This is a genomic window from Rathayibacter sp. AY1E3 (genome assembly GCF_002932235.1).
GTDB lineage: Bacteria > Actinomycetota > Actinomycetes > Actinomycetales > Microbacteriaceae > Rathayibacter.
In genome coordinates this window covers 88,278-108,761 of the sequence record NZ_PSVN01000002.1, presented here as the reverse complement: position 1 = coordinate 108,761, position 20,484 = coordinate 88,278, and the positions used below count along the sequence as shown (strand labels likewise).

Genomic DNA, 20,484 nt, shown 5'->3' with positions numbered 1-20,484 from the left:
GCACGAACCGGAGCACAATCAATGACCTTCGAGGAAGCGCTTCGTGAGCGCATCGCCATCAGAGCGGAAGGCTCCTCCTCCTTCGCCGTCCAGGCTTTCGGCGAGGAGCTGGTGGCCCGTCTCCAGGAGGCGGAAGTTGTCTTCGATGCGACAGTCGAGCCTCTTCGCTGCTCCGGGCGGCGATCGAAGAAGCTGGAGATCCTCGGATACGCCGAGGACACCGCAGACGACTCGCTCGTCGTCATCGTCGGTGCTTACTACGACTCTCCAGGCTCGATCCTCACGAAGACGGAGGCACGCAAGATCTTCGGCGCCGGCGAGGCGTATCTCGAGCATTCGGTGGACGGCTGGCTCTCCGAGAACCTCGAGCCCAGCTCCCGCGAAGCGGAGTACGCGATCTACTTCCGCGAGAATCTGGCGAAGTTCAACCGTCTGAAGTTCATCCTCGTCACCGATGCCACGCTCAGCTCCCGGGTCACCACCATCGAGGATGAAGTCGTCGCCGGCACGCTCGCGTCGTACTCCATCTGGGACCTCCGGCGATTCGAGGAGCTGGCTGCCTCCGAGAGTGGCCGCGATGACATCCGGGTCGACCTCACGGAGTGGATGCCGGAAGGCCTCCCCTGCCTCATCGGCGCGGAGAACGGCGCCGCCGCGACGAGCTATCTCGCGGTTCTTCCTGGGCGGCTCCTGGCTGATGCCTTCCAGCGCTACGGTAGCCAGCTGCTCGAGTCGAACGTCAGGACCTTCCTCAGCGCACGCGGGAAGGTCAACAAGGGAATCCAGTCGACTCTCGCTGAGGAGCCCGACATGTTCCTTGCCTACAACAACGGCCTCACGACGACCGCCACGGGGGTGACGGTCGAGCAGCGGGACGGCGCCAGCTTCATCACCTCGATCGACAACTGGCAGATCGTCAACGGAGGACAGACGACGTCGTCTCTCGCGCACTTCGTCCGGCTGGCGAAGGACCGCTCCCTGGAGGGCGTCTTCGTCCAGATGAAGCTGGTGACGGTGGCTCCGGCTCAGGCGGCGGATCTGGTCGCCAAGGTGTCCCGCTACGCGAACAGCCAGAACAAGGTGAGTGAAGCCGACTTCTTCTCGAACAGCCCCTTCCATGTGCGACTCGAGCAGATCAGCCTGCGCGTCAAGGCGCCCGCCCGGGACGGGGTGCAGTTCGGCACCGGCTGGTTCTACGAGAGGACCCGCGGTCAGTACGAGAACACGAGGAACGCGCGGACGCCTGCAGAGCAGCGGCGCTTCGAACTCGAGTTCCCGAAGAGCCAGGTCATCACGAAGACGGACTGGGCGAAGTTCGCCTTCTCCTGGGAGCAGAAGCCTCACGAGGTCAGCCGGGGTGCGCAGAGCAACTTCATGGCGTATGCGGTGGCGACCGACCGCCTGTGGGAGCAGTCGGCCGATGCAGTGAACGACGACTACTACCGGCAGAGCATCGCCAAGGTCATCATGTACAACCGACTGAGGGCGGCCGTCATGAAGGCGGACTGGTACGAGGGCGGATATCTCGCCAACATCGTCGCCTACGCGATGTCCAAGTTCGCCTTCGAGCTGGGCCGTAAGATGCCCGACCACCGATTCGACTTCGACCGAGTGTGGCGTCAGCAGGCGCTCGGTCCGATCACCGAGGAGGCGTTGCTGGGGATCTCTCGAGCCATGCATGCAGTGCTCACCGATCCGGACCGGCCTCAGAAGAACGTGACTCAGTGGGCGAAGCAGAACGCCTGCTGGGACTCCGCGCAGAAGAAGCGGGTGGTTCTGCCTCCTGCGCTGGTCGATGAGCTCACGCTGACCAGCGCTGCGCACGCGGCACCGGGAGCACCCAGCGCGACCACACCGGAAGGTGGTTCGGTGGTGGAGTCGGTTGCTCGGGTTCTGCGCGTCGATCCCGCGGTCTGGGCGGCTGTGCTCGGTGAAGGAGTCGTGCGAGGCATCGTCAGCCCCATCGAGCGCGCTCTGATCGAGCGCCTCGCCGTCCCCGGTACCGTGCCCAGCGAGAGGCAGGCGGCCCGCGCGCTCGCTGCGCTGGACCGCAGCGCCGAGCATGATCTCGTCGCTGCCGACGCCTACTGACGCCGACCTCGCGCCGGCTGCTTCAGTCGGCGGCTCAATCGCGAAGGAGTGCGGCCAGATCGGCCTCGCCGCGCTCTTCCAACCGGAACAGGACGTCTGAGGCAGATGCGCTCCGATCGAGGCCGACGGCGATGGCCAGAGCGCGATCATCCTCAGCCGAGACACCGGTCAGCGCCGTGACGTCCCCCGAGTCCTCCACTGCCGTCACGGTCACCCGATCTTCAGCGAAGTCCAGCCGGACAACGTCCCCGCCGGCGCTGTCGATCGTGGCGAGAGCGGCTCGGATGGTCCCCATCTGCGGCTGAGTCCCCTCCCACGTGACAGTGACGCCCCAATCATCGCCGTGCCAGCGCTTCCGCTCGCCGGGCGCGAGCCCGAGCGCGAGCGCCACGCCTGAGGACAGCACCGTGCCGCTCCCGCGGAGGTGCTCGGCCGTCACCTCGAGCCGGAAGGCGACCCTCTCGTCGTCGAGGAAGTAGAGGTTCTTCGTCAGGCCAGGCCGCTTGCGGACGGCGGCACGCCGCTCCGCGAAGCGGACCACTCCGGCGCGGGTGACGAAGGGCCAGCCCGCCGCGTAGCCACGCACGCTGCTCGCGGCCACCGACAGCCGCTCCGGGAGGTCCTCGAGGAGTGCGTCGAGTGCGACGGCGCCGTCGCTCCGCTCCACCTCCGCTGCGATCGCGTCCTTGATGCTCGTGTAGACCTCACCGCCCCATTCCACGAGCCCCCAGTCGCCGCGGCCGACGCGGATGAGTCGATCGTCGTTCGCGAGCGCGTTCCGGATCGACCGAGGCTCCCGCTCCCCCTCGAAGGCGGCCTCGATCCACTCGATCGACCGCGGTGCTCCCTCGACGCTCAGGAGCGCCACAGTCAGATCTCCGATGGACGCCCGGCGCGTCCTCGCCCACACGTCGCCGATCCTCACGTGACCGAGCGCGGTCATCCACTCGACGACGCGCTTCTCGGAGAGCGCCGTCCACTCCGCGAAGGACGCGAGCACGTCCGAGTGGGAAGCACCGCCGTGCTGGTCGGCGAGGTCGGCGAAGCGGACCTCCGTCTCCGACCGGGCGCCACCGAGGGAGGGGACGGCGAACCAGTCGCCGTCTCCCTCGAATCCGTCGTCGACCGCGTCAAGAACGGCCAGCGCTGTCGTCCCGTCGTCGTCGACGGGATCGAGGAGTCCCGGGACGGAGGCGAGGAGTTCGACGTGCGAGAGGACGCCGATCCGCGACCTCACTGCCGCGGCTCGGAAGGCCAGGCCCTCGTCCCGCTCCAGCCAACTCGACGTCGCTTCCCGCACTCGGACCTCGATCTGACGGACGCGCTCCCGCGTCACCCCGAGGCGCTCGCCCAATTGGTCCAGGGTCACCCGGCGACCGCCCACATGGCGCCCGAGGAAGATCATCCGCTGACGGTCGTCGAGGGCGGCGAGGTGGACGCCGAGCTGCTCGGGCAGGGAGGCGAAGCCCGAGCCGTCGCCGACCCACTCGTCCGAGGTCAGCGCGTCGAGCAGAGCCCATGCCTCGACGACGGCCGCGGGAGCAGCACCGAGGTCTCGCGATGCGGAGAGCAGTGGGGCCTCTCCCTGTCCGAGAGCCTGTCGCCATGACGCTGCGACCTGCACCGCGTCCAGGAGCTTCGTCCTCGGGGTGGCCTCCGCCGCCTGACGCGAACGCCGTGTGAGCGCGGCGGAGACGGCGGGAGGAGCCGGCGACGTGCTGTTGGAGCGGATCGCCTCGTCGACGGCCCAGCCGAGCAGCTCGGTCGCGCTGCGCGCCCCCATGCCTCGGAGCACCATCACGCCTCGCACTCTCATGGGGGCGAGAGCCTCGAAATCGGTGATGTCCTCTCGGATCAAGACGTTGCGGAGGCGGACGCTCTCCACTTGGCCTGGAACGTCGCGGGCGCTCACGGCCGGGAAGAGCTCGCGAAGGGTCGACGAGGTGCGGTACTCGAGGATGTGCTCGACGATCGCGGAACGGGCGCTCGGGTCGTCCAGATCCCGGCCGGTCAGGGCTGCTCGGAGCTCCGCCCTGTCGGCGGTGGCATGCCCTTCCAGCCAGGGGAACGCGCCGCTCCAGGCGCTCGGCAGATCCGATTCGAAGGCGAAGTCCTCGTATGCGCTCGCGGCCATCGGGGCCCCCTCTCAGCTCCGCCATTCTGGTCTGCGCAACCGACATCTGTCGCCCGCACCACGTCCAGGCTTGACCGAGGGGCAGTCGAAGTGCTCAGTGCGTTGCGACGAAGACCAGGCCCGACGCGAGCAAGAACACGAGGACGGCAGCCACTGTGCCGATCGCGGGGATCCACCAGATCCGACGCGACGTGTTCGGTCGGACGAGTGCGACGACCGTCACGAGGAAGGTCAGGGCGACGACTCCGGGGACGAGCACGGTCGTCGTGCTCAGGAGCCCGTAGTCGAATTCGCCCGGAGCTCCCCCCGCACCGATCTATCGCCAGCTGCTCGACCAGCACGAAGAAGGACAGGACGACGCCGAGGACCAGCAGGAGGACGACCAGCAGGATCGCGGTCACGCGGTCGGAGAGGCGACGGCGGGGCGGCGGGGGAGGTGACAACCGATCGAACGGGTCCCCTTCGCCCCAGTCCGAATCCGAATCGAAGGCCATGGCGCTGCTCAAGATAGTGGAGCAAGGCGGATGAGCATCTCCGGTCGCATGGCACCAGTGCGGGTCAGCACGTGGCCAGCACCGCCTCCGACGCCGCCCGGTCCCGCGCATCGATCCCGAGCCCGTACTCGCTGAGCACCGCCACGAACTGCTCCACGTACCCGCAGCGCAGCTCCGCGGCCGGTGGCAGCCACTCCCCCGGGCCGGCGTCGCTCTTCGCGCGGTTCGTCTGCTCGGAGGCGGCGACGAGGTTCGCGGGATCGTTCGCGAAGGCCAGACGCTGGTCGTCCGTCCACGACCAGGCGCCGTGGTGCCACGCCCAGCCGAGGGCGACGACGTGGTCGATCTGCACCAGGCGGGAGGTGTCGGTCCCGGAGACGAAGGCGACCGAGGCGCCGTCGTAGGGGTCGATCAGGGTGCCGGTGAGGACCTTGCAGTCGCGGGTGCCGGGCTTGAACACGGGGGCGAGCAGGTCGCGGCCGAGGACGTCGTTGCGGGTATCGCAGCCGTTGCGGTCGACGTCCGACCACGCCTGCCCGAAGAGGTCGCGGTCGTAAGGGACGGCGGCGGGGCCTTCGACCGAGGGGAGAGCGGCCAGCGTCGCGAGGGACGGAGCGGACGGCTCCGTTTCCGGAGCGGACGGCTCGACGTCCGCCGAGGGGCTGCTCGGCGCGGGAGCAGCGGGACTGCTCGACGCCGCAGAAGCACCGGCCGAGGAGGACACCGCCTCCGGTCCGCCTCCTCCCGCCGTGTCCGACAGCGCGACGGCGGCGACGGCGAGCGCCGCAGCTCCCAGCAGAGCGAGGATCGCACCGGCCCGTCGACGAGGGCGCCGGCGCACGGGGAACGTAGGCCAGTGGCGCATGATCGACCCTCCTGCGATGAGACCCGCGATGCGGTCGACGCGACGCGCCTCCTCAGTATGCGGAGTGGCCCGCTCCGGGCTCGACGGTCGGGCGGAGGGTCGGGAACAGGGGGCGGCCGCGCGGAGCGACAGCGTCGACGGCCGGGATCGAGCCTCCCGGAGGCGACCTCGTCGCGCCCGCGCCGGCGACCCGCGCCTGCTTGACTGCTCCCATGGAGATCTTCATCGGAGTGGTCGGCCTGCTCGGCGGGCTGGTCATCGCCGGGCTCGCGGTCGTCGCGGTGGTCATCGGACGGCGGCGGGCGGTGCCGGCGTCGCTGGTCGACGTCGAGGTGCGGCTGACGCACGCCGGGGACGACTGGTGGCGGGTGGGCGCGCGGGTGCGCAACTCCGGCCGCTCGCTCGTGCCGGTGACGAGCTACAGCGACGGGCGGCCGATCTCGGTCGATCTCGGCGGGGCCGTGTCGGCGGAGTGGTACGGGTCGGCTCCCCGGTCGGACGCGTGGCGGATCGATCCGGCGGTCGGGCTCCTCCTCGGACCCGTCGCACTGGAGCGCGGGGCCGACCTGGGGGCGACGATCGTCGTGCGCGGGCGGCCGCAGGTGCGGATCGACGCGCCGCTGCGCTACGTGCCGGTGCGCGAGAACGTGATCGAGTCGCAGACGCCGGACGCCGCTCCGGTCTGGGGCGTGTCCGAGGCCGCGGCCGCTCCGGCAGCAGCGCCGGCGTCGGCTCCCCCCGCGCCGATCCGTCCGCGTCAGCAGCGTCCGATGGACGCCGACCCGTCGCGTCCCGAGCGTGAGAGCGTCCTCCGCGGCGGCTTCGGGGTGTGGGCGGCCATGATCGCGGGGGGCGCCGGAGCCGTCGGCGTCGCGATCGGGATCGCCCTCGAGCTGGCCGGCGTCGAGGCGTCGGGGCTGGGCGGCGCGGGCATCATCCTGATCGCGGCCGGCTTCCTCGGCCTGGTCGGCACCCTCGTGATCCGGCTGCTGCGCCGCTGGCTCGAGCCGCCCGCCCTCTGGCGGACGCCCGCGCAGCGCCTCCGCCGCCCCGGGACGATCACCGTCCTCATCCTGAGCTACGCGGGGCTGGCGCTGTTCTGCACCGAGTTCGCAGCTCAGTCGGTGACGGGCGACACGACCTGGGTGGCCGGTGTCGCCGTGCTGATGCTGATCGCCGCACTGATCGGCATGGGACTCGTCGGGTTCCTCCGCCTGGTCGTCCTGCTCGGCGTGCGCCGCGCCTCCCGGGAGACCCCGTGACCCGAGAGGTCGTCGTCGTCGGAGCCGGCCTGGTCGGAGCGGCGACAGCCCGCGCCCTCACCGAGCGCGGCGATCGCGTGGTGCTCGTCGAGCAGTTCGAGCGGGGCCACGACCGCGGCTCGTCCCACGGCGAGACGCGCATCTTCCGCCGCGGCTACCTCGAGGACGACTAACGCGCCCTCAGCGGACAGGCCGGGCGCGCCTGGGCACGGCTCGAAGCCGAGACCGGCCGCCGCCTGCTGCACCCGGTCGGCGCGATCGACCACGGCGACCCCGCCGTCCTGGCCGCCGTCGAGGCTGTCCTCCTGCGCGACGGGATCCCCGTGGTGCGGATCGAGGCGGACGAGGCGCAACGGCGCTGGCCGGGACTCCGCTTCGAGACCGACGTCCTGCTGCACCCCGAGGGCGGACGCCTCGACGCGGCGGCCGCGATCGACGCGATGCTCGACTCCGCCCTCGGACGCGGCGCCGTCCTCCGGACGCGGACGCGAGTGCTGGGCATCGAGGAGCGCGCCGACGACGTGCGCGTGCTGACCTCGGACGGCGCCCTCAACGCCGACGCGGTCGTCGTGGCCGGCGGATCCTGGACGCCGCCCCTCGTGGAGGGTCTCGTCCGCGCGGCCGGTCGACGCCTCCCTCCGCTGCGCGTCACGCAGGAGCAGCCCGCGCACTTCGCGACCGATCTGCCCCTCGACTCGTGGCCGAGCTTCGCCCACCACCGCGCCGGCCTGCCCGTCGTCTACGGGCTCGCGACGCCCGGAGTCGGGGTGAAGGTGGGCGAGCACAGCACCGGTGTCGTCGTCGATCCGGACGAGCGCACCTTCGAGCCCGAGCCCCGAGCGCTCGCCCGCCTCGTCGGCTACGTCGCGGAGTGGGTCCCGGGCGTGGACGCGGCGAGCGCCGCTCCGATCAGCTGCCTCTACGACAGCACGCCCGACGAGGACTTCGTGCTCGACCGCGTGGGACGCGTGACTCTGGCGACCGGGTTCTCGGGGCACGGCTTCACGTTCGGCCCGGTCCTGGGCGAGCTGCTCGCGGACCTCGTCGCCGGCGGAGCGGCGCGGGAGCGGTTCCAGCTGCTGCCGGCGTGAGGGGCGGGTGCGTCCGGAGGAGCGGCTTCCGACCGGGGAGCAGCGGATGGATTCCGACGCAGCAGCGTCTGCTCAGCGGCCTGCGGGGCCCGTCCCGTGCTGCTCGCGGCCGTCCGGGTCGAGGAGCACGGCGTCGTCCCAGCCGCTCGCCGCCTCCGTCGTGCTGGTCTTCGCCGGCGGGCGCCGCGCGACCGCGACGACGATCAGCGCCCCCAGCATCACCAGGGCGGCGGTCTGCAGCGGCGGCGCGACCATCGCGAGCGCCTGCCGCACGTAGAGCTCCGGCGGGACCGTGATCGAGTCGCCCTGGTACTGGTTCGGCAGCAGGAGGACCACGACCGGGAGCGCGAGCACTGCGGCCCAGAGGACGACGGTGACCGCGATCGCGGCGGCCCAGAGCAAGCGGACCCGCGTCATCGGCGGGAAGCTCTCAGCAGCGGGACCACGACCGCCAGGCCGAGCGCGATCAGGCCGACGGTGAGGAACGGTCCGATCGCGTTGTCGCTGAGCACGCGGAGGTACTGCTCGGGCCCGAAGGCGCTCTGCGACGGCGAGTAGTCGTACCAGCTGTGGGAGCTGTTCCAGAGGGCGAGGAGTCCGACGAGGACGCTCACGGCGCCGACGACCGCCAGGGTTCCGGCGATGCGGCGAGTGGAGACAGCGGGGCGGGGGTCGGCGTCGGGCGCGTCGTGACGGTCACCGGAGTCGGGTGCCGCGTCGCCGGGAGCGGAGTCGGGTTCGGTGGGGAGCGGGACGGTCGGCTCGGTCGGGAGTGGGACAGTCGGCTCCGCGGGTCGGGGCGCGGTCGGCTCCGCGGGTGTCGGGACGGCCCGCACCGCCGCTCTCGCGCGCTCAGGAGCGGTCCGTCGGCCGGAGACTCGGGAGCCCGACGGGCCGTCGACCGATCGCACGTCCTCCTGATCGGGAGCGGACCCGCCACCTCGCCGGCCGGCCGATCGCCGGATGCCCGAGGTCCCGCCCGACAGGAACGGGGAGCGGAGGCGCTCCTCGCCGCTGCCGCGCCGCTCGGCCTCGCGTCCGTCGTAGCCGCGCTGGAAGCCCGCGTGGTAGCGCGGGTCGGTGCCGCCCTCGTCCGTCCCGCCGCTCTCTCGTGGGGAGCCGTCCGCTCCGGTGCTCCGCGCCATGCCGTCCCCCGCTTCGTGCAGTCGGGCCATCATGTCGCACCTCGCCCGCTGCGGGGAGGTGCCGGGCGGAGCTCGGGGTGCGGTCGGCGGAGGCGGGGGTTCAGCGCCCGGCCGCGGTGGTGCGCGACGGGAGGCTGACGATCCCCGCTCCGACCAGCAGCAGGCCGATCGTCACCGCCGTCAGCGCCGGCCAGCCACCGGCTCCGACGGCCAGGCCGAGGAGCCAGCCGCCGGCGGCCGAGCCCGCGTAGAAGGCGATCGTGTAGACCGCACCGGCGTGCCCTCGGAGTGCCGGAACCGCCCGCGCTCCCGTCCAGGCGGCGCCGGTCGCGTGCAGGGCGAAGAAGCCGGCCGTGAAGACGAGGAGTCCCGCGATCACCACGGCGACGTTCTCGGCGAGCATCACCAGCAGTCCGACGATCATCAGGGCGACGCCGATCCGCATGACGAGGCGGGGACCGATCCGCGGCCCCCATCTCCCCGCGAGCCGGGAGGAGAGGGTTCCCGCGAGATAGGCGGCGAAGAGGAGGGAGACGAGCGCGGGCGCCAGCGCGAACGGCGGCGCCTCGAGCCGGAACGCCAGGTAGTTGTAGACCGCGACGAACACGCCGACCGCGAGGAACGTCTGCAGCGCGATCGCGACGAGCATCGGATCGCGGAGCACCTGCGCCGTCTTCGCTCGCCAGCCGCCGGGAGCAGTCTCGCGCGTGCCGCCGCCCCGGGGCGCGAGCACGGCGAAGACGATCGCCGCCGCTGCGCAGACGGCCGTCACGACGAGCAGGGCTCCGCGCCATCCGAGCGCCGCCGCGAGCGGTCCGGCGAGCAGGCGTCCGGCGGCACCGCCGATCGTGGTCCCGGAGACGTAGGCGGTCGCGGCGGCCGTCGCTCCGGCGCCTCCGACCCGGTCGTGGATCGCCGCGACGGCGAGCGCCGGGACGGCACCCAGTGCCGCTCCCCCGAGGAAGCGCAGGACGAGCAGGAGCTCGAAGGTCGGGGCGACGCAGGCGAGCAGCGCCAGGACCACCGACGTGAGGACCGCGATCCGCATGGATTCGAGCCGTCCGATGCGCTCGGCCACCGAGGCCCACGGCAGCACCGAGAGCGCCAGTCCGAGGGTCGCGGCCGAGACGGTGAGCGCGGCGTCGGACGGGGCGAGGGCCCATTCCCGCGCGAGCTGCGGGAGGACGCTCTGCACGGCGTAGAGCTCGGCGAAGGTCGCGACTCCGGCGGCGAGGAGGGCGATGGTCAGCCGCCGCTGCGAGAAGGGGGCCGCTGCGCGCATCGGTCGGGTGCGTGCGGCGGTGCTCATGGTTCCGACGGTAGACCGCCTGCGGGTGCATGACTAATGCCCTTTCTCGTACTGTTCATGCGTTCTGGTCATGTCCGGATCTAGGGTGGTGGCGTGTCCGACGATTGGCCCGCGACCCTCCGCCTCCTGCCCCTGCTCGTCGCGGTCGCCCAGACCGGGAGCGTCACGGCGGCGGCCGCCGAGCTCGGGATCCCGCAGCCGACCGCGAGCCGGTCGCTCGCCCGGCTGTCCGCCCTGGTCGGCACCCCCCTGGTCCGCCGGAAGGGCCGCGGGGTGGTGCTGACGGAGGCGGGGACCCGTCTCGCCGAGGCCGCTCAGGACGGCATGTCGGTGATCCGCGCCGGCCTCGCGGAGGTGCGGCAGGCGGGCGACGTGGAGCACGGCCGGATCGACCTCGCCTTCCAGACGCTCCTCGGGGAGAGCTTCGTGCCGGATGTGATCCGCCGGTTCCGCCGCCGCTGGCCGCAAGTCGGTTTCGGGCTCCGTCACGGCTCCCGAGCCCTCTGCCTGAGGGCCGTGGCGGAGGACGAGTCCGAGCTGGCGATCGTCGCGGATCCGCCCGATCTCCCCGGAACCACCACGACGACCCTCTACTCGGAGCCTCTCCTCGCGGTCGTGGACCCCCGTCATCCGCTGGCCTCGCGGCGCTCGGTCACGGTGGAGGACCTCCGCGGCCTCGACCTGATCATGCTGGCGCCCGGCTACGGCCTCCACGAGTCGGCCCGGCGCCTGCTCGCCGTGGACGGCCGCGACCCGGTGCCGGCGTTCGAGGTCGGCGACTACCGCGCCGCCCGGGGACTCGCGGCAGCCGGTCTCGGACTCACGATCCTGCCGCCGAGCCCGTCCTCGGTCGACGACGACGTCCGCGAGATCCCGATCGACGATCCGGGCGCGAGCCGTGAGATCGGTGTGCTCGCCCGCGACACCGGAAACCCGGTCGTCCCCGAGTTCCTGCGGGCCCTGCACGCCGCGGCGGCCGCCCGGCGCCGGTGACCGCTGCTCGGCTCTGCTGTCAAGCACAGGAAGCGGAGGCCCTTCGTGCAGCAAGCTTCGAGAGGATCCCCGCACCGCCAGCGACACCCCCCCTCCCCCCGCTCCTGCACCACGTCACCGAGGACGGCCCCGGTCATGATCCTTCTCCGCACCCACGCCAACCGCTGGACCGCGCGCGCCCGCCGCAGCGGCGTCGTCCTCGGCATCATCACCCTGGTCTCCGATCTCCCCCGCCCGGCCTACCGGACGGTCCGCCTCGACCCGACGAGCGGCGAGCGCTTCCTGCTCCGCGACACCGCCGAGCTCGAGGAGGCCTTCGCCGTGCTCCTCGCCGGGCTCGAGCGCTCGCGCATCGCGGCCTCGGCGCCCCCGGCCGAGTCCGCTCCCCCGTGCGCCCCGGTCGACGCGCCCGTCGCAGTCGAGGACGACCTCGAGGAAGCCGCCTGACCCGACGGCGTCCTTGCGGGGAGACCCTCACCGCGCATCAGGCGCCGAGCTCTCCGCCCGCCTCCTTCACACTCGACGTGTCGGATCGACGTGCCGTGACACCTCGACCGGCGGATCCGTCCTCGGCAGGTCCCGCGGACCGATGACCCGTCGGAGCCGGGCCGACCTGCGCGACCGCAGGAGAGCCCGGCGCCAGCGCGGATCGGTGCGGGCCCGGAGGCGGGGGTCGAGCGGGCGGAAGCCTCCCGCGGTCCGCTCCTCGATCAGCACGATCGTCGCGGTCGCGAGGTGCAGTCTCCGGATCGGCTCCCTCTCGGGATGCGGATGCCCGGAGCGCGTGCGGAGCTGCTGCTCCAGCTGCTCCGGGTCGGCGGACCACCAGGTGCTGACGCCGACGCGTCCATCGGGGAGAGGGAAGCGCTCGGTGATGCGGTACGGGAGGCCGTGCTCGGTCATGCAGTAGTGCCTTTCGAGGAGAGGGTCCGGGAGCCCGGGCCGCGCTGCAGCGGCCCGGGCTCCGGTTCACGAGGTGCGGGTCGAGCGACGGCGCAGCGCCGTCAGGGCGCCGCCGGCCAGGAGCAGAGCGCCGGCTCCGGCCGCGAGGGGCCCGGCCGCCGCTCCCGTCGAGGCGAGGACCGTCGGCACGAGTCCGACCGGAGGCACCGCCACCTGGGCGCAGCTGGCTCCACCGTCGTCCGCGCACGGGTGCAGGACGGTCGTCGGATCGAAGCCCTCCGGGACCTCGGTCAGGCGCGCCCGGTTGGGGATGGTCCACGCGTCCACGCCGTCGGCGACCCGTCCGGTCACGGTGAACGTCGTCGACGCTCCAGGGGCCAGAGACAGGTTCTCGACAGTCAGGTCGGACGACGCCGGGCCGCCGTCCCGGGAGATCGTGACGTCGCTCAGGTGCGCGAGCTCGGGGACGTCGGTGAGGGTCACCCCGTCCGCCGGCCGAGCCCCCTCGTTGGCGACCACGATCCGGAACCCGGCACGCCCGCCGTGGTCGACCTGATTCCCGATCGCCGTCTTCTCGATGGAGAGCCTTCCCTCGACGGGCGGCACCGGGATCTCGGCGCAGGACGACGTCGCATCGTCAGCGCAGGCGTTCTCGACCGTCGGCGGGTCGAAGCCCTCGGGCTGGTGGGTGATCGAGACGCGGTTGGGCAGGGTCGCGGCGTCGTACCCGTCGGCGACCCGGCCGCTGACGTGCAGCGACACCTGGCCGCCAGCGGGGATGTCGAGACCCGTGACGGGCTCCGTGGCCGGCTGCGTTCCTCCGGCGCCGTTCTCGATGGTCGCCTCGAGCAGGTGGTCGAGCGTCGGGACGTCGGTCACGGTCACGTCCGTCGCGTCGACCGTTCCGGTGTTCGCCACGACGATGTCGAAGCCCGCCGTGCCGCCGTGCTCGGCGCTCGCCTGGGACGCGGTCTTCCGGATCAGGAGCGACCCCTCGCCGATGTCGTGCGGGACGGTGGCGCAGGGGTTCGCGTCGGTCCCCGTGCCGGACGAGGCGGGAGCGAAGGGCGCATCGGCGAGGCAGGCCGTGTTCGTCAGCGCGCGGTCCCCCTCGCCGGTCACGATCACGTCGAAGGTCAGCTCGGCCGTCGCCCCGACCGGCAGGCTGCCGGCCGCCCAGGAGATGCGGCCCGTCTCCGCGTCGATCGTGGCCGTGCCCTGCGAGGCGCGGAGGGAGCCGGAGTCGAGCTCGGCGTCGTCGAGCACGCCCTTGTCGAGGTAGTCGATGACGGCGGCGTCGGAGTAGTCCCCGGTCCCGTCCGAGGTCAGCGTCACCCGGTAGGGCACGCGGGCGCCGCGGAGCAGCGGAGTGGCGGAGTCGACCGACGAGGTCTTCGCGATGGTCACGTGCGGCGCGAGCGGATCGAGGCGTGCGACCGCGACCGCACCGTCCGAGCCGTAGGCCCAGTCGTCAATCGCCCGCAGGTCGCCGTAGGAGCCATGCACCGAGTCGTTGGCGTTGGGGACGCGGCCCCGCCCGGAGTCGTCGCCCTCCCAGCGGTGCACCCCGCCGGACGAGTCGGTGCCGCCGTCGCCGGACGTCACCGCGGAGGTGCCGGAGTACCGCTCCGAGTTCGATCCGGCGAGGAGCGAGTCGTCCCAGTGGACCATCGACGGGTCGTCGCCGCCGCCGGTCGACCTCACGACGGACACGCCGCCGGCGGACGTCTCGGCGTCGACCCGCGTGAAGTGGAACTCGTTCGTGCGGCCGATGGAGGCGCGGAAGGTGACGTCGGGGTCGGTCACGTCGACCGTCCCGCCCTTCGCGTCCCGTCCGTCCCAGTCGACCGAGAAGGGACCGGTCGTCCCCGCGATCCGGGTGAGGTGCACGTCGCGCTCGCCGTCGTAGGAGCCGTCCCCGTCCGCATCGACGTCCACGACGACGGTGCCCGGCTGCGTCCCCAGGACGCCGGTCAGCGTGCCCGCGTCGGAGCCCGCGGTCGACCGGCGGAAGGCGAGGCCCTCGATCGTCGGCGCGCGGTAGGCCGGAGCGATCGACTCCGGCAGGTCGGACGACGGCGGGTCCAGGAAGAGCTTGTAGGTCTGCAGGCCGTCGATCCCGGAGCGTCCGGACGCCTGCACGTACTGCGCCCCGATGCCGCCCGCCTCGCTCGACTGCGGCATGGGGACCGAGAGGTAGGACGGATCGGACGACCCGACCTTCACGTTGCCCTTGTTCGTGGCCTGGACCGTCGAGGCGACCCCGTCGTAGCCGCGCAGCCCGAGCTCGTAGCGGGCGCCCGTCTCCGTGACGGCATGGAGGGTGAAGGAGGAGCGCCGCTCCTCGGGCGAGGAGTAGGACTCCTTCGCCCCGGACTGGATCGCATAGGACTCGGACCACACCCGGCCCGCGACCGCCGCGCCCCGCGCGTCCTGGACGCCGATGCTCCAGACGAGGTTCACCGGCGCCGTCACGTCGTCGTCGGACACCCGGATCTGGAAGACCCCGGTCTCGTCCGCCACGAACGAGCCGCCGGCGGACACCGAGGGCGCCGCTCCGGGCGCGAAGTCCTGCTCGTCGAGGACGGCTCCGCCCGGAGCCGTCACCCGGGCGGTACCGCCGCCGGTCTCGCCCTCGCCGGTGCCTGAGCCCGCCTGGAGCGGGTGGAGGTCCACCCGGAGCGTCTCGCCCTTCTGGACCCAGGCCGAGACGGTCGTCACGCCGGCGTTCGTCGCGCCTCCCTGCAAGAGGGTGTTCTCGATCGTCGTGTGAGGACCGTCGGCGGCGAGGGCGGGCGGCGGTGCGAGGCCTCCGCCCAGCAGCCCGCTCACGAGCACGCAGCCCGCCGTCGTGCCGACCAGCGCTCGCGCCGTCCGCGCTCGGGGTCGTCCGCGCTCGTCCCGCCCCGACTGTTCCGTTCGACTCATCCGATGTCCTCTCCTCTGCCGACCGAGCGCACTGCGTCGGCGGCGACCGTTCAGCCCCACGGAAGGAGAGTATTGCTCGGTTCGACGTCACCGCGGCCGGTACGGCTGCATCCGTGGAGAACGGCGCGAGATGGGCGCTGTGGAGGAGGAAACGGCGCGCGAGAAGAGCCGAGCGGCGTGCTCGCGACGGGTGATCGCAGAGCCCGCGAGGAGTGATCGCGAGCACGGGCGCGGACTGATCGCGGATGCGGGCGGAAGACGGTCGGCGCCGTCGACGGCGCGAAGAGGCGTCCTGCGAGGCGGAGGACCGGCCGTTCCGTCGCCCTGCGCTCTCCGGGAGACCGACGCCGACAGCCACCGGAACGAGCGACCGTTAAAACGAGAACGGCCCGCCGAAGCGGGCCGTTCTGCTCTGTCTCAACCAGAGTGCGCCCGGAGGGATTCGAACCCCCAACCTTCTGATCCGTAGTCAGATGCTCTATCCGTTGAGCTACGGGCGCAGTCCATCGCGTGGGCCAGAGGCGCACGCAACGAGGTACGACTATACATGCCGGGAGCCCCCTCCGCGAATCGGCGGCGGCGGCGCAGACGGCTCCGTCTCGGGACGCCGCCGCAGCCACGAGAACCCAGGCTCCGTCGCGGTGTCCCGGAACGCGCCGCAGAGCCTCCGACGGGCGGACGCCGCTGCTCCCCCTCACGGCGTACCGTGGGCTCATGGAGGCCGCCGCGATCGAGCTCGTGGGCTTCGTCGTCTCTCCGCTGCACCGCTACGAGGGCCGCCCCGCCGATGGCCCGGTGCCGTCCGAGGGCAACGAGCAGCCCGAGCGGATCGAGATCCGCGCAGGCCTCGGCATCGTCGGCGACCGCTTCTTCGCCCAGCGCGCGCACCGCCCCGCGGCGATCACGCTCTTCGCGGTCGAGACCCTCGAGCACATCGCCGCCGAGCTCGGCGCAGGGCCCTTCGACCCCGCCGACGCCCGCCGCAACATCATCGTCCGCGGCGCCGACGTCGATGCGCTCGCCGGCCGCACGTTCGCGATCGAGCAGGGCGGGGAGCGGATCGAGTTCCAGGGCGGACGACCGGCCAACCCCTGCGCCTGGATGGACGTCGTGCTCGCCCCCGGGGCGTTCCGGGCGATGCGGAGGCGCGGCGGCGTCCGCACCGCCCCCCTGACGAACGGCGTCCTCCACACCGGGCCGGCCCGCCTGATCCTCCACAGGTCGGACGACATGCTGATCTGAGCCCGGCGGCGAGCGCCTAGGCTCGCAGCGACCGACTCCCCCGATCGAAGGAGGCCCCGTGCTCCGCCCGAGCGACCTCCTCCCCACTCTCGCCACGACTCTGCGGCGCGGAGTCCGCGACGTCTTCGCGACCACGCGCTCTCGGGGGCGAGATCCGCACCGCCGCACCCGCAGCACCGACGTCTCGGTCCAGCGGGTGCACCACCGAGACGTCTGGGCGCGGGTGAGCACGGTGGGGCGCGACGGCGAGCGCACGTTCGTCCTCGTGCCGGGGATCGGAGTCGCGGCCACCTACTTCGAGCGCCTCGCGCCCGCGCTCAACGAGTTCGGTCCGGTGCACGCCCTCGATCTGCCGGGGTTCGGCGGCGTGCCGCACCCGATCGACGCGCGGCGCATGGACATCGGCGACTACGCCGAGCTGGTCGGCGCCGTCATCGACGAGCTCGGCCTCGACGATCCCGTCGTCCTCGGCCACTCGATGGGGACGCAGGTGGTGGCCGAGCTCGCCGCGCGCCGTCCGGAGCTGACCACCGTCGTCCTGCTCGGACCAGTGATGAACCGGCACGAGCGCCGCCTCCCGACCGCCGCGCTCCGCTTCGCCCAGTCGAGCGTCCGCGAGCCGCTCAAGGTCGCGATCCTCGCCGCGGGCGCCTACCTCCTCTGCGGACCGCGCTGGTTCTCCCGTGTGCTGCCCGAGATGATGCACTACCGGATCGAGGAGACCGTCCCCCGGATCCGCGCGTCCGCCCTCGTCATCCGCGGCGAGTTCGACCGGCTCGTGCCGCGCGAGTGGGCGGAGGAGATCGCCCGGTCGATGCCGCACGCGCGGGCCTGGGAGATCCCCGACGCCTCCCACTCCGTGATGCACGCGCACGCGGAGGAGGTCGCCCGCCTCTGCGTCGAGCACGCGCGGGCGCCGCAGCCTGACCGGGACGAGGCCGCCCTCCGCCGCTACCCCGACTCGGAGGTCGACCACTCCGAGGAGGACGCGCCCACCGAGGACCCGATCGGCGCTCTCCGGGGACGCATCACCGAGCTGGCCGGGATCCTCGTGGACGACGACTCCCTCATCGCCGAGGGCAAGACCCTCCACGCCGAGGCGAGCGATCCGGAGGCACTGCACCAGGTTGCTCCGGACCCGGGCGACGGCGAGCTCGTCGAGGGCGGCGGATCGAGGGAGGACGGCGAGCAGGACGGCTGACCAACACAGGCCACCACGACCCGCACGTCGCGCGGCGTGAGACGCCGAGCGCAGCAAGAGCAGCCCTCCCGCCGACGCCACTCGGCGCCCGCCCGTCAGGACTCCGCGCCGACGATCTCCTCGCGGATGCGCCGCAGGTCCTCGGCGAGCGCCCCCAGCAGGATCCAGTGCTGCGGATGCGGAGTCGCGATCACGAGCGGCGCGGTGAGAGCGGGCAGCTCGTCGGTGATCGCCTCCGGCTCGGGAACGTCGACCGAGGACTGCACGAGGAGCCGCAGATCGTGGGCGGCGCGGTGCAGCTGGACGGCGATGTCGGCGATCGTCGGCTCCCCGACGAGCTCGTCGTCGTAGAGGTCGTGCACGGTCCGCGTCATGCCGCGGACCCGGGTCACGATGCGCCCCAGCCGCGGGACGACGGAGTCGAGGGCCAGCAGCCGGTCGCGGTGGGCGGAGCGGCGCGGGTTGAGGCGGAGGGACTCCTCGCCGGTCGCGATCGCCTCCTCCGCCTTGCTCTGCATGGTCTGCAGCAGCCGGGCGTTGATGAGCAGCTCGTCGAGCCGACGTCGCGGGACGGGGGCCTGGAGGGCGTCGCCGAGGTCGTCGAGGGCAGCGGCGAGCTGAGCGGTGAGGTCTCCGATCGCCCGCTCGGCCGGCGCCAGCACGACCGGAGGGACGATGAGCACGTTGATGACGACTCCGACGGCCGCGCCCAGCAGGGTCTCGAGGATGCGGTCGAGCGCGTAGTTCGGCGTGACCGCGCCCACCGAGAGCACGAGCATCGCGCTGATCGGGATCTGCACCGCGGAGGCGGGGGTCAGGCGCACGGCCCACCCGACGGCGATCGCGGCCACGATCGCGAGGAGCACGATGATGCTCTCGCCGCCGAGCACCGTGCCGATCACGGATCCGACGATCACGCCGATGATGACGCCGACCGAGCGCTCGAGTGCCTTGGAGAACGACTGGTTGATGCTCGGCGCGACGACGAGGAGCGCGGCGATCGCACCGAAGACGGGCAGCGTCCCCGGGAAGACGACGCCGGCGAGGAGCCAGGTGACGACCGTGGCCGCCGCCGTCTTGACCAGCTGCAGCACCGGCGGCCGCGTCGGCACGGTGAAGCTCGAGGTCAGGCGCATGGGACCACGGTAGCGAGCGCCCGCCGCCTCGCGGTCCCCGCGCGCATCACCGGCTCGCGGCCGCCTCGACGCTCGCGAGCACCGCGCGGAGCGAGCGCGACGCCTCCGCCCGCAGATCGGCGGGCACCCCCGAGAGCAGCGCCCGCTCGGCGTCGAGCACCTCGGGGAAGGCCCGGCCGACCAGCTCCTCCCCCTCGCGAGTCAGCGTGATGAGCGAGCCGCGCCCGTCCGCCGGGTTCGCGGCGCGCCGCACCAGGCCCCGACGCTCCAGCGAGTGCACGCGCTTGGTGATCGCGGGAGCGGAGGCGAGGGCGATCGTCCGGAGGGTCGTCGGCGACTGCGGAGCGCCGGCGCGACGCAGCGTGGAGAGCACGTCGAACTCGCCGCGGGTCAGCCCGTGGGCGGCGAGCAGCTCCTCCGTCGCCCGGACGATCAGCGCGGAGGCGCGGATCACCCGCCCGACGATGTCGACGGCGGAGGTGTCGAGCTCGGGCCGCAGCACCGCCCAGCCCGCCCTGATCTCGTCGACCGCGTCACCCGGCTGGCCTTCAGAGTCATTCACGCGTAAAGTATATCTGCTTCACCCGTGAAACACTTCTCCGGCCGCCGCCGCTCGGACCCCGATCAGAGGACCCGATGGCCGCCACCCCCGTTCTGCCCCACCCCCGCGAGCTCCTCGCCTTCGGCCCGCACGCCGGCGCCCATCGCGTCGCCCTGCGCGCCGGCGTCTCGATCGCCGTCCCGCTGCTCGTCCTCTGGGCGCTCGGCCGCACCGATCTCGCCCTCTACGCGACCTTCGGCGCCTTCACGGCCCTCTACGGACGCCAGCACACGCACCGGCCGCGCCTGCTGATGCAGCTGTCGGCAGCCGCGTTCCTCGTCACCACCGTGACCCTCGGCACCGTCGTCTCCCTCTCTCCTCACCGCGACTGGCTGATCATCCCCGTCGTGGTCGCCGTGACCGTCGCGGCGGCCTACCTCAGCGACGCCCTGCACTGGCACCCGCCCGGCCCGCTGTTCCCGGTGTTCGCCGTCACGGCGTGCGCGTCCGTCCCGTCCGAGCCCTCGCGGATCCCGGTCGCCGTCGCTCTCGCCGCGGGCTCCGCCGCCTTCTCGGTCGTCGTCGGCCTGAGCGGTCTCGCGCTCCCCCGCGCACGCCGCCTCGCCCCGACGCCGTGGCGCACCTCGTTCCGCGCGGCGGCGGCCCGTCCGGCGACGCGCGCCGCCCTGCTCCGCTTCGGGGCCGTCGTCCTGGTGGCAGGCACCATCCCGACCGCGACGGGCCTGGGCCACCCCTACTGGGCGATGGTCTCCGCCGTCGCAGCCGTCTCGGGAGCGGACGCGGGCGCCCGGCTCGTGCGCGCGGGCCACCGGATGCTCGGCACGATCGTCGGAGTGCTGATCGCGGCCGCGCTCCTGGCCCTGCCGCTCTCCCCGCTCGCCGTGATCGTGGTGGTGGTGCTCCTCCAGATGACCGCCGAGCTCGTCGTCGGCCGCAATTACGGTCTGACCCTCGCCTTCGTCACTCCGCTCGCGATCCTCATGGTCGAGCTCGCGCACCCCGTCGACGAGCTCGTGCTGCTGCGCGACCGGGCGCTCGAGACCGCGCTGGGCGTGCTCGTCGGAGTCGTGGCGACGCTCCTGACCCACGCCGCCTCGCAGCGCTCGCGCTCGCGCTCCTAGGCTCAGG

At 72.7% G+C, this 20,484-nt stretch carries 18 protein-coding genes, 1 tRNA gene and 1 pseudogene; 8 read left to right on the top strand and 12 right to left on the bottom strand.

Annotation, left to right across the window (positions count from 1 at the left end):
- Positions 1-21: 21 nt before the first annotated feature.
- Entirely contained in the window at positions 22-2,091 is a 2,070-nt protein-coding gene (locus C5C53_RS01970; RefSeq protein WP_104266680.1) for an AIPR family protein, read from the top strand.
- Between the two features lie 34 nt (positions 2,092-2,125).
- On the opposite strand, the gene C5C53_RS01965 is transcribed toward C5C53_RS01970, so the two are convergent.
- From C5C53_RS01965 to C5C53_RS17275, 4 genes are all read right to left on the bottom strand, one after another.
- Positions 2,126-4,225: a sigma factor-like helix-turn-helix DNA-binding protein gene (locus C5C53_RS01965; RefSeq protein ID WP_104266679.1), complete on the bottom strand. Its 2,100-nt coding sequence runs from the start codon at positions 4,223-4,225 to the stop codon at positions 2,126-2,128.
- 94 nt (positions 4,226-4,319) lie between these two features.
- A complete protein-coding gene (locus C5C53_RS16975) occupies positions 4,320-4,484 on the bottom strand; it encodes a hypothetical protein (protein ID WP_181127696.1) in 165 nt (54 codons plus the stop codon).
- Between the two features lie 299 nt (positions 4,485-4,783).
- Positions 4,784-5,584, bottom strand: coding sequence for an HNH endonuclease family protein (locus C5C53_RS01960; RefSeq protein ID WP_104266678.1), 801 nt, complete (start codon positions 5,582-5,584; stop codon positions 4,784-4,786).
- 52 nt (positions 5,585-5,636) lie between these two features.
- The gene (locus tag C5C53_RS17275; protein ID WP_219813952.1) at positions 5,637-5,798 is read right to left on the bottom strand and encodes a hypothetical protein; all 162 of its coding nucleotides are present in this window, start codon (positions 5,796-5,798) and stop codon (positions 5,637-5,639) included.
- Between C5C53_RS17275 and C5C53_RS01955 the strand changes: the two genes are divergently transcribed.
- Positions 5,797-6,846: a hypothetical protein gene (locus tag C5C53_RS01955; protein ID WP_104266677.1), complete on the top strand. Its 1,050-nt coding sequence runs from the start codon at positions 5,797-5,799 to the stop codon at positions 6,844-6,846. The genes C5C53_RS17275 and C5C53_RS01955 overlap by 2 nt on opposite strands.
- Positions 6,843-7,937 (top strand): annotated as a pseudogene (locus tag C5C53_RS01950) (FAD-dependent oxidoreductase). The gene C5C53_RS01955 and the pseudogene C5C53_RS01950 overlap by 4 nt, the downstream one beginning before the upstream one ends.
- A gap of 72 nt (positions 7,938-8,009) precedes the next feature.
- On the opposite strand, the gene C5C53_RS01945 reads toward C5C53_RS01950, so the two are convergent.
- The 3 genes from C5C53_RS01945 to C5C53_RS01935 form a co-directional block, all read right to left on the bottom strand.
- Positions 8,010-8,354 (bottom strand): hypothetical protein, encoded by a 345-nt coding sequence (locus C5C53_RS01945; RefSeq protein WP_104266676.1) that lies wholly within the window; start codon positions 8,352-8,354, stop codon positions 8,010-8,012.
- Positions 8,351-9,115, bottom strand: a complete 765-nt coding sequence (locus C5C53_RS01940; protein ID WP_146084628.1) for a hypothetical protein — start codon at positions 9,113-9,115, stop codon at positions 8,351-8,353. Before C5C53_RS01940 ends, C5C53_RS01945 begins: the two co-directional genes overlap by 4 nt.
- A gap of 67 nt (positions 9,116-9,182) precedes the next feature.
- Positions 9,183-10,391 carry an MFS transporter gene (locus C5C53_RS01935; protein WP_104266674.1) on the bottom strand — a complete coding sequence of 403 codons (1,209 nt, stop codon included), beginning with the start codon at positions 10,389-10,391 and terminating at the stop codon, positions 9,183-9,185.
- 93 nt (positions 10,392-10,484) lie between these two features.
- Between C5C53_RS01935 and C5C53_RS01930 the strand changes: the two genes are divergently transcribed.
- Entirely contained in the window at positions 10,485-11,384 is a 900-nt protein-coding gene (locus C5C53_RS01930) for a LysR family transcriptional regulator (protein ID WP_104266673.1), read from the top strand.
- Between the two features lie 135 nt (positions 11,385-11,519).
- Positions 11,520-11,831: a hypothetical protein gene (locus tag C5C53_RS01925; protein ID WP_104266672.1), complete on the top strand. Its 312-nt coding sequence runs from the start codon at positions 11,520-11,522 to the stop codon at positions 11,829-11,831.
- A gap of 66 nt (positions 11,832-11,897) precedes the next feature.
- Here the strand turns inward: C5C53_RS01925 and C5C53_RS01920 are convergent, their stop codons facing one another.
- From C5C53_RS01920 to C5C53_RS01910, 3 genes are all read right to left on the bottom strand, one after another.
- Positions 11,898-12,287, bottom strand: a complete 390-nt coding sequence (locus C5C53_RS01920) for a hypothetical protein (protein ID WP_104266671.1) — start codon at positions 12,285-12,287, stop codon at positions 11,898-11,900.
- 66 nt (positions 12,288-12,353) lie between these two features.
- Entirely contained in the window at positions 12,354-15,215 is a 2,862-nt protein-coding gene (locus tag C5C53_RS01915; RefSeq protein ID WP_146084627.1) for a DUF11 domain-containing protein, read from the bottom strand.
- 427 nt (positions 15,216-15,642) lie between these two features.
- Positions 15,643-15,715, bottom strand: a tRNA-Arg gene (locus tag C5C53_RS01910).
- A 214-nt stretch (positions 15,716-15,929) separates the two neighbouring features.
- Here C5C53_RS01910 and C5C53_RS01905 point away from each other — a divergent pair.
- A complete protein-coding gene (locus tag C5C53_RS01905) occupies positions 15,930-16,457 on the top strand; it encodes an MOSC domain-containing protein (protein WP_104248232.1) in 528 nt (175 codons plus the stop codon).
- 58 nt (positions 16,458-16,515) lie between these two features.
- Entirely contained in the window at positions 16,516-17,658 is a 1,143-nt protein-coding gene (locus tag C5C53_RS01900) for an alpha/beta fold hydrolase (RefSeq protein ID WP_181127695.1), read from the top strand.
- A gap of 95 nt (positions 17,659-17,753) precedes the next feature.
- On the opposite strand, the gene C5C53_RS01895 is transcribed toward C5C53_RS01900, so the two are convergent.
- Both C5C53_RS01895 and C5C53_RS01890 read right to left on the bottom strand, forming a co-directional pair.
- Entirely contained in the window at positions 17,754-18,794 is a 1,041-nt protein-coding gene (locus tag C5C53_RS01895) for an aromatic acid exporter family protein (RefSeq protein ID WP_104225996.1), read from the bottom strand.
- A 46-nt stretch (positions 18,795-18,840) separates the two neighbouring features.
- On the bottom strand, positions 18,841-19,356 hold the full coding sequence (locus C5C53_RS01890) for a MarR family winged helix-turn-helix transcriptional regulator (protein WP_104266668.1): 516 nt from the start codon (positions 19,354-19,356) through the stop codon (positions 18,841-18,843).
- A 74-nt stretch (positions 19,357-19,430) separates the two neighbouring features.
- Here C5C53_RS01890 and C5C53_RS01885 point away from each other — a divergent pair, with 74 nt between their 5' ends.
- The gene (locus tag C5C53_RS01885) at positions 19,431-20,477 is read left to right on the top strand and encodes an FUSC family protein (RefSeq protein WP_104266667.1); all 1,047 of its coding nucleotides are present in this window, start codon (positions 19,431-19,433) and stop codon (positions 20,475-20,477) included.
- The last annotated feature ends 7 nt before the right edge of the window (positions 20,478-20,484 follow it).

Excerpts from the sequence above, each read along its gene's own strand:
- C5C53_RS01970 (WP_104266680.1), top strand. The coding sequence starts at position 22 with ATGACCTTCGAGGAAGCGCTTCGTGAGCGCATCGCCATCAGAGCGGAA.
- C5C53_RS01965 (WP_104266679.1), bottom strand. The coding sequence starts at position 4,225 with ATGGCCGCGAGCGCATACGAGGACTTCGCCTTCGAATCGGATCTGCCG.
- C5C53_RS01960 (WP_104266678.1), bottom strand. The coding sequence starts at position 5,584 with ATGCGCCACTGGCCTACGTTCCCCGTGCGCCGGCGCCCTCGTCGACGG.
- C5C53_RS01955 (WP_104266677.1), top strand. The coding sequence starts at position 5,797 with ATGGAGATCTTCATCGGAGTGGTCGGCCTGCTCGGCGGGCTGGTCATC.
- C5C53_RS17275 (WP_219813952.1), bottom strand. The coding sequence starts at position 5,798 with ATGGGAGCAGTCAAGCAGGCGCGGGTCGCCGGCGCGGGCGCGACGAGG.
- C5C53_RS01945 (WP_104266676.1), bottom strand. The coding sequence starts at position 8,354 with ATGACGCGGGTCCGCTTGCTCTGGGCCGCCGCGATCGCGGTCACCGTC.
- C5C53_RS01940 (WP_146084628.1), bottom strand. The coding sequence starts at position 9,115 with ATGATGGCCCGACTGCACGAAGCGGGGGACGGCATGGCGCGGAGCACC.
- C5C53_RS01935 (WP_104266674.1), bottom strand. The coding sequence starts at position 10,391 with ATGAGCACCGCCGCACGCACCCGACCGATGCGCGCAGCGGCCCCCTTC.
- C5C53_RS01925 (WP_104266672.1), top strand. The coding sequence starts at position 11,520 with ATGATCCTTCTCCGCACCCACGCCAACCGCTGGACCGCGCGCGCCCGC.
- C5C53_RS01920 (WP_104266671.1), bottom strand. The coding sequence starts at position 12,287 with ATGACCGAGCACGGCCTCCCGTACCGCATCACCGAGCGCTTCCCTCTC.
- C5C53_RS01915 (WP_146084627.1), bottom strand. The coding sequence starts at position 15,215 with ATGAGTCGAACGGAACAGTCGGGGCGGGACGAGCGCGGACGACCCCGA.
- C5C53_RS01905 (WP_104248232.1), top strand. The coding sequence starts at position 15,930 with ATGGAGGCCGCCGCGATCGAGCTCGTGGGCTTCGTCGTCTCTCCGCTG.
- C5C53_RS01895 (WP_104225996.1), bottom strand. The coding sequence starts at position 18,794 with ATGCGCCTGACCTCGAGCTTCACCGTGCCGACGCGGCCGCCGGTGCTG.
- C5C53_RS01885 (WP_104266667.1), top strand. The coding sequence starts at position 19,431 with ATGGCCGCCACCCCCGTTCTGCCCCACCCCCGCGAGCTCCTCGCCTTC.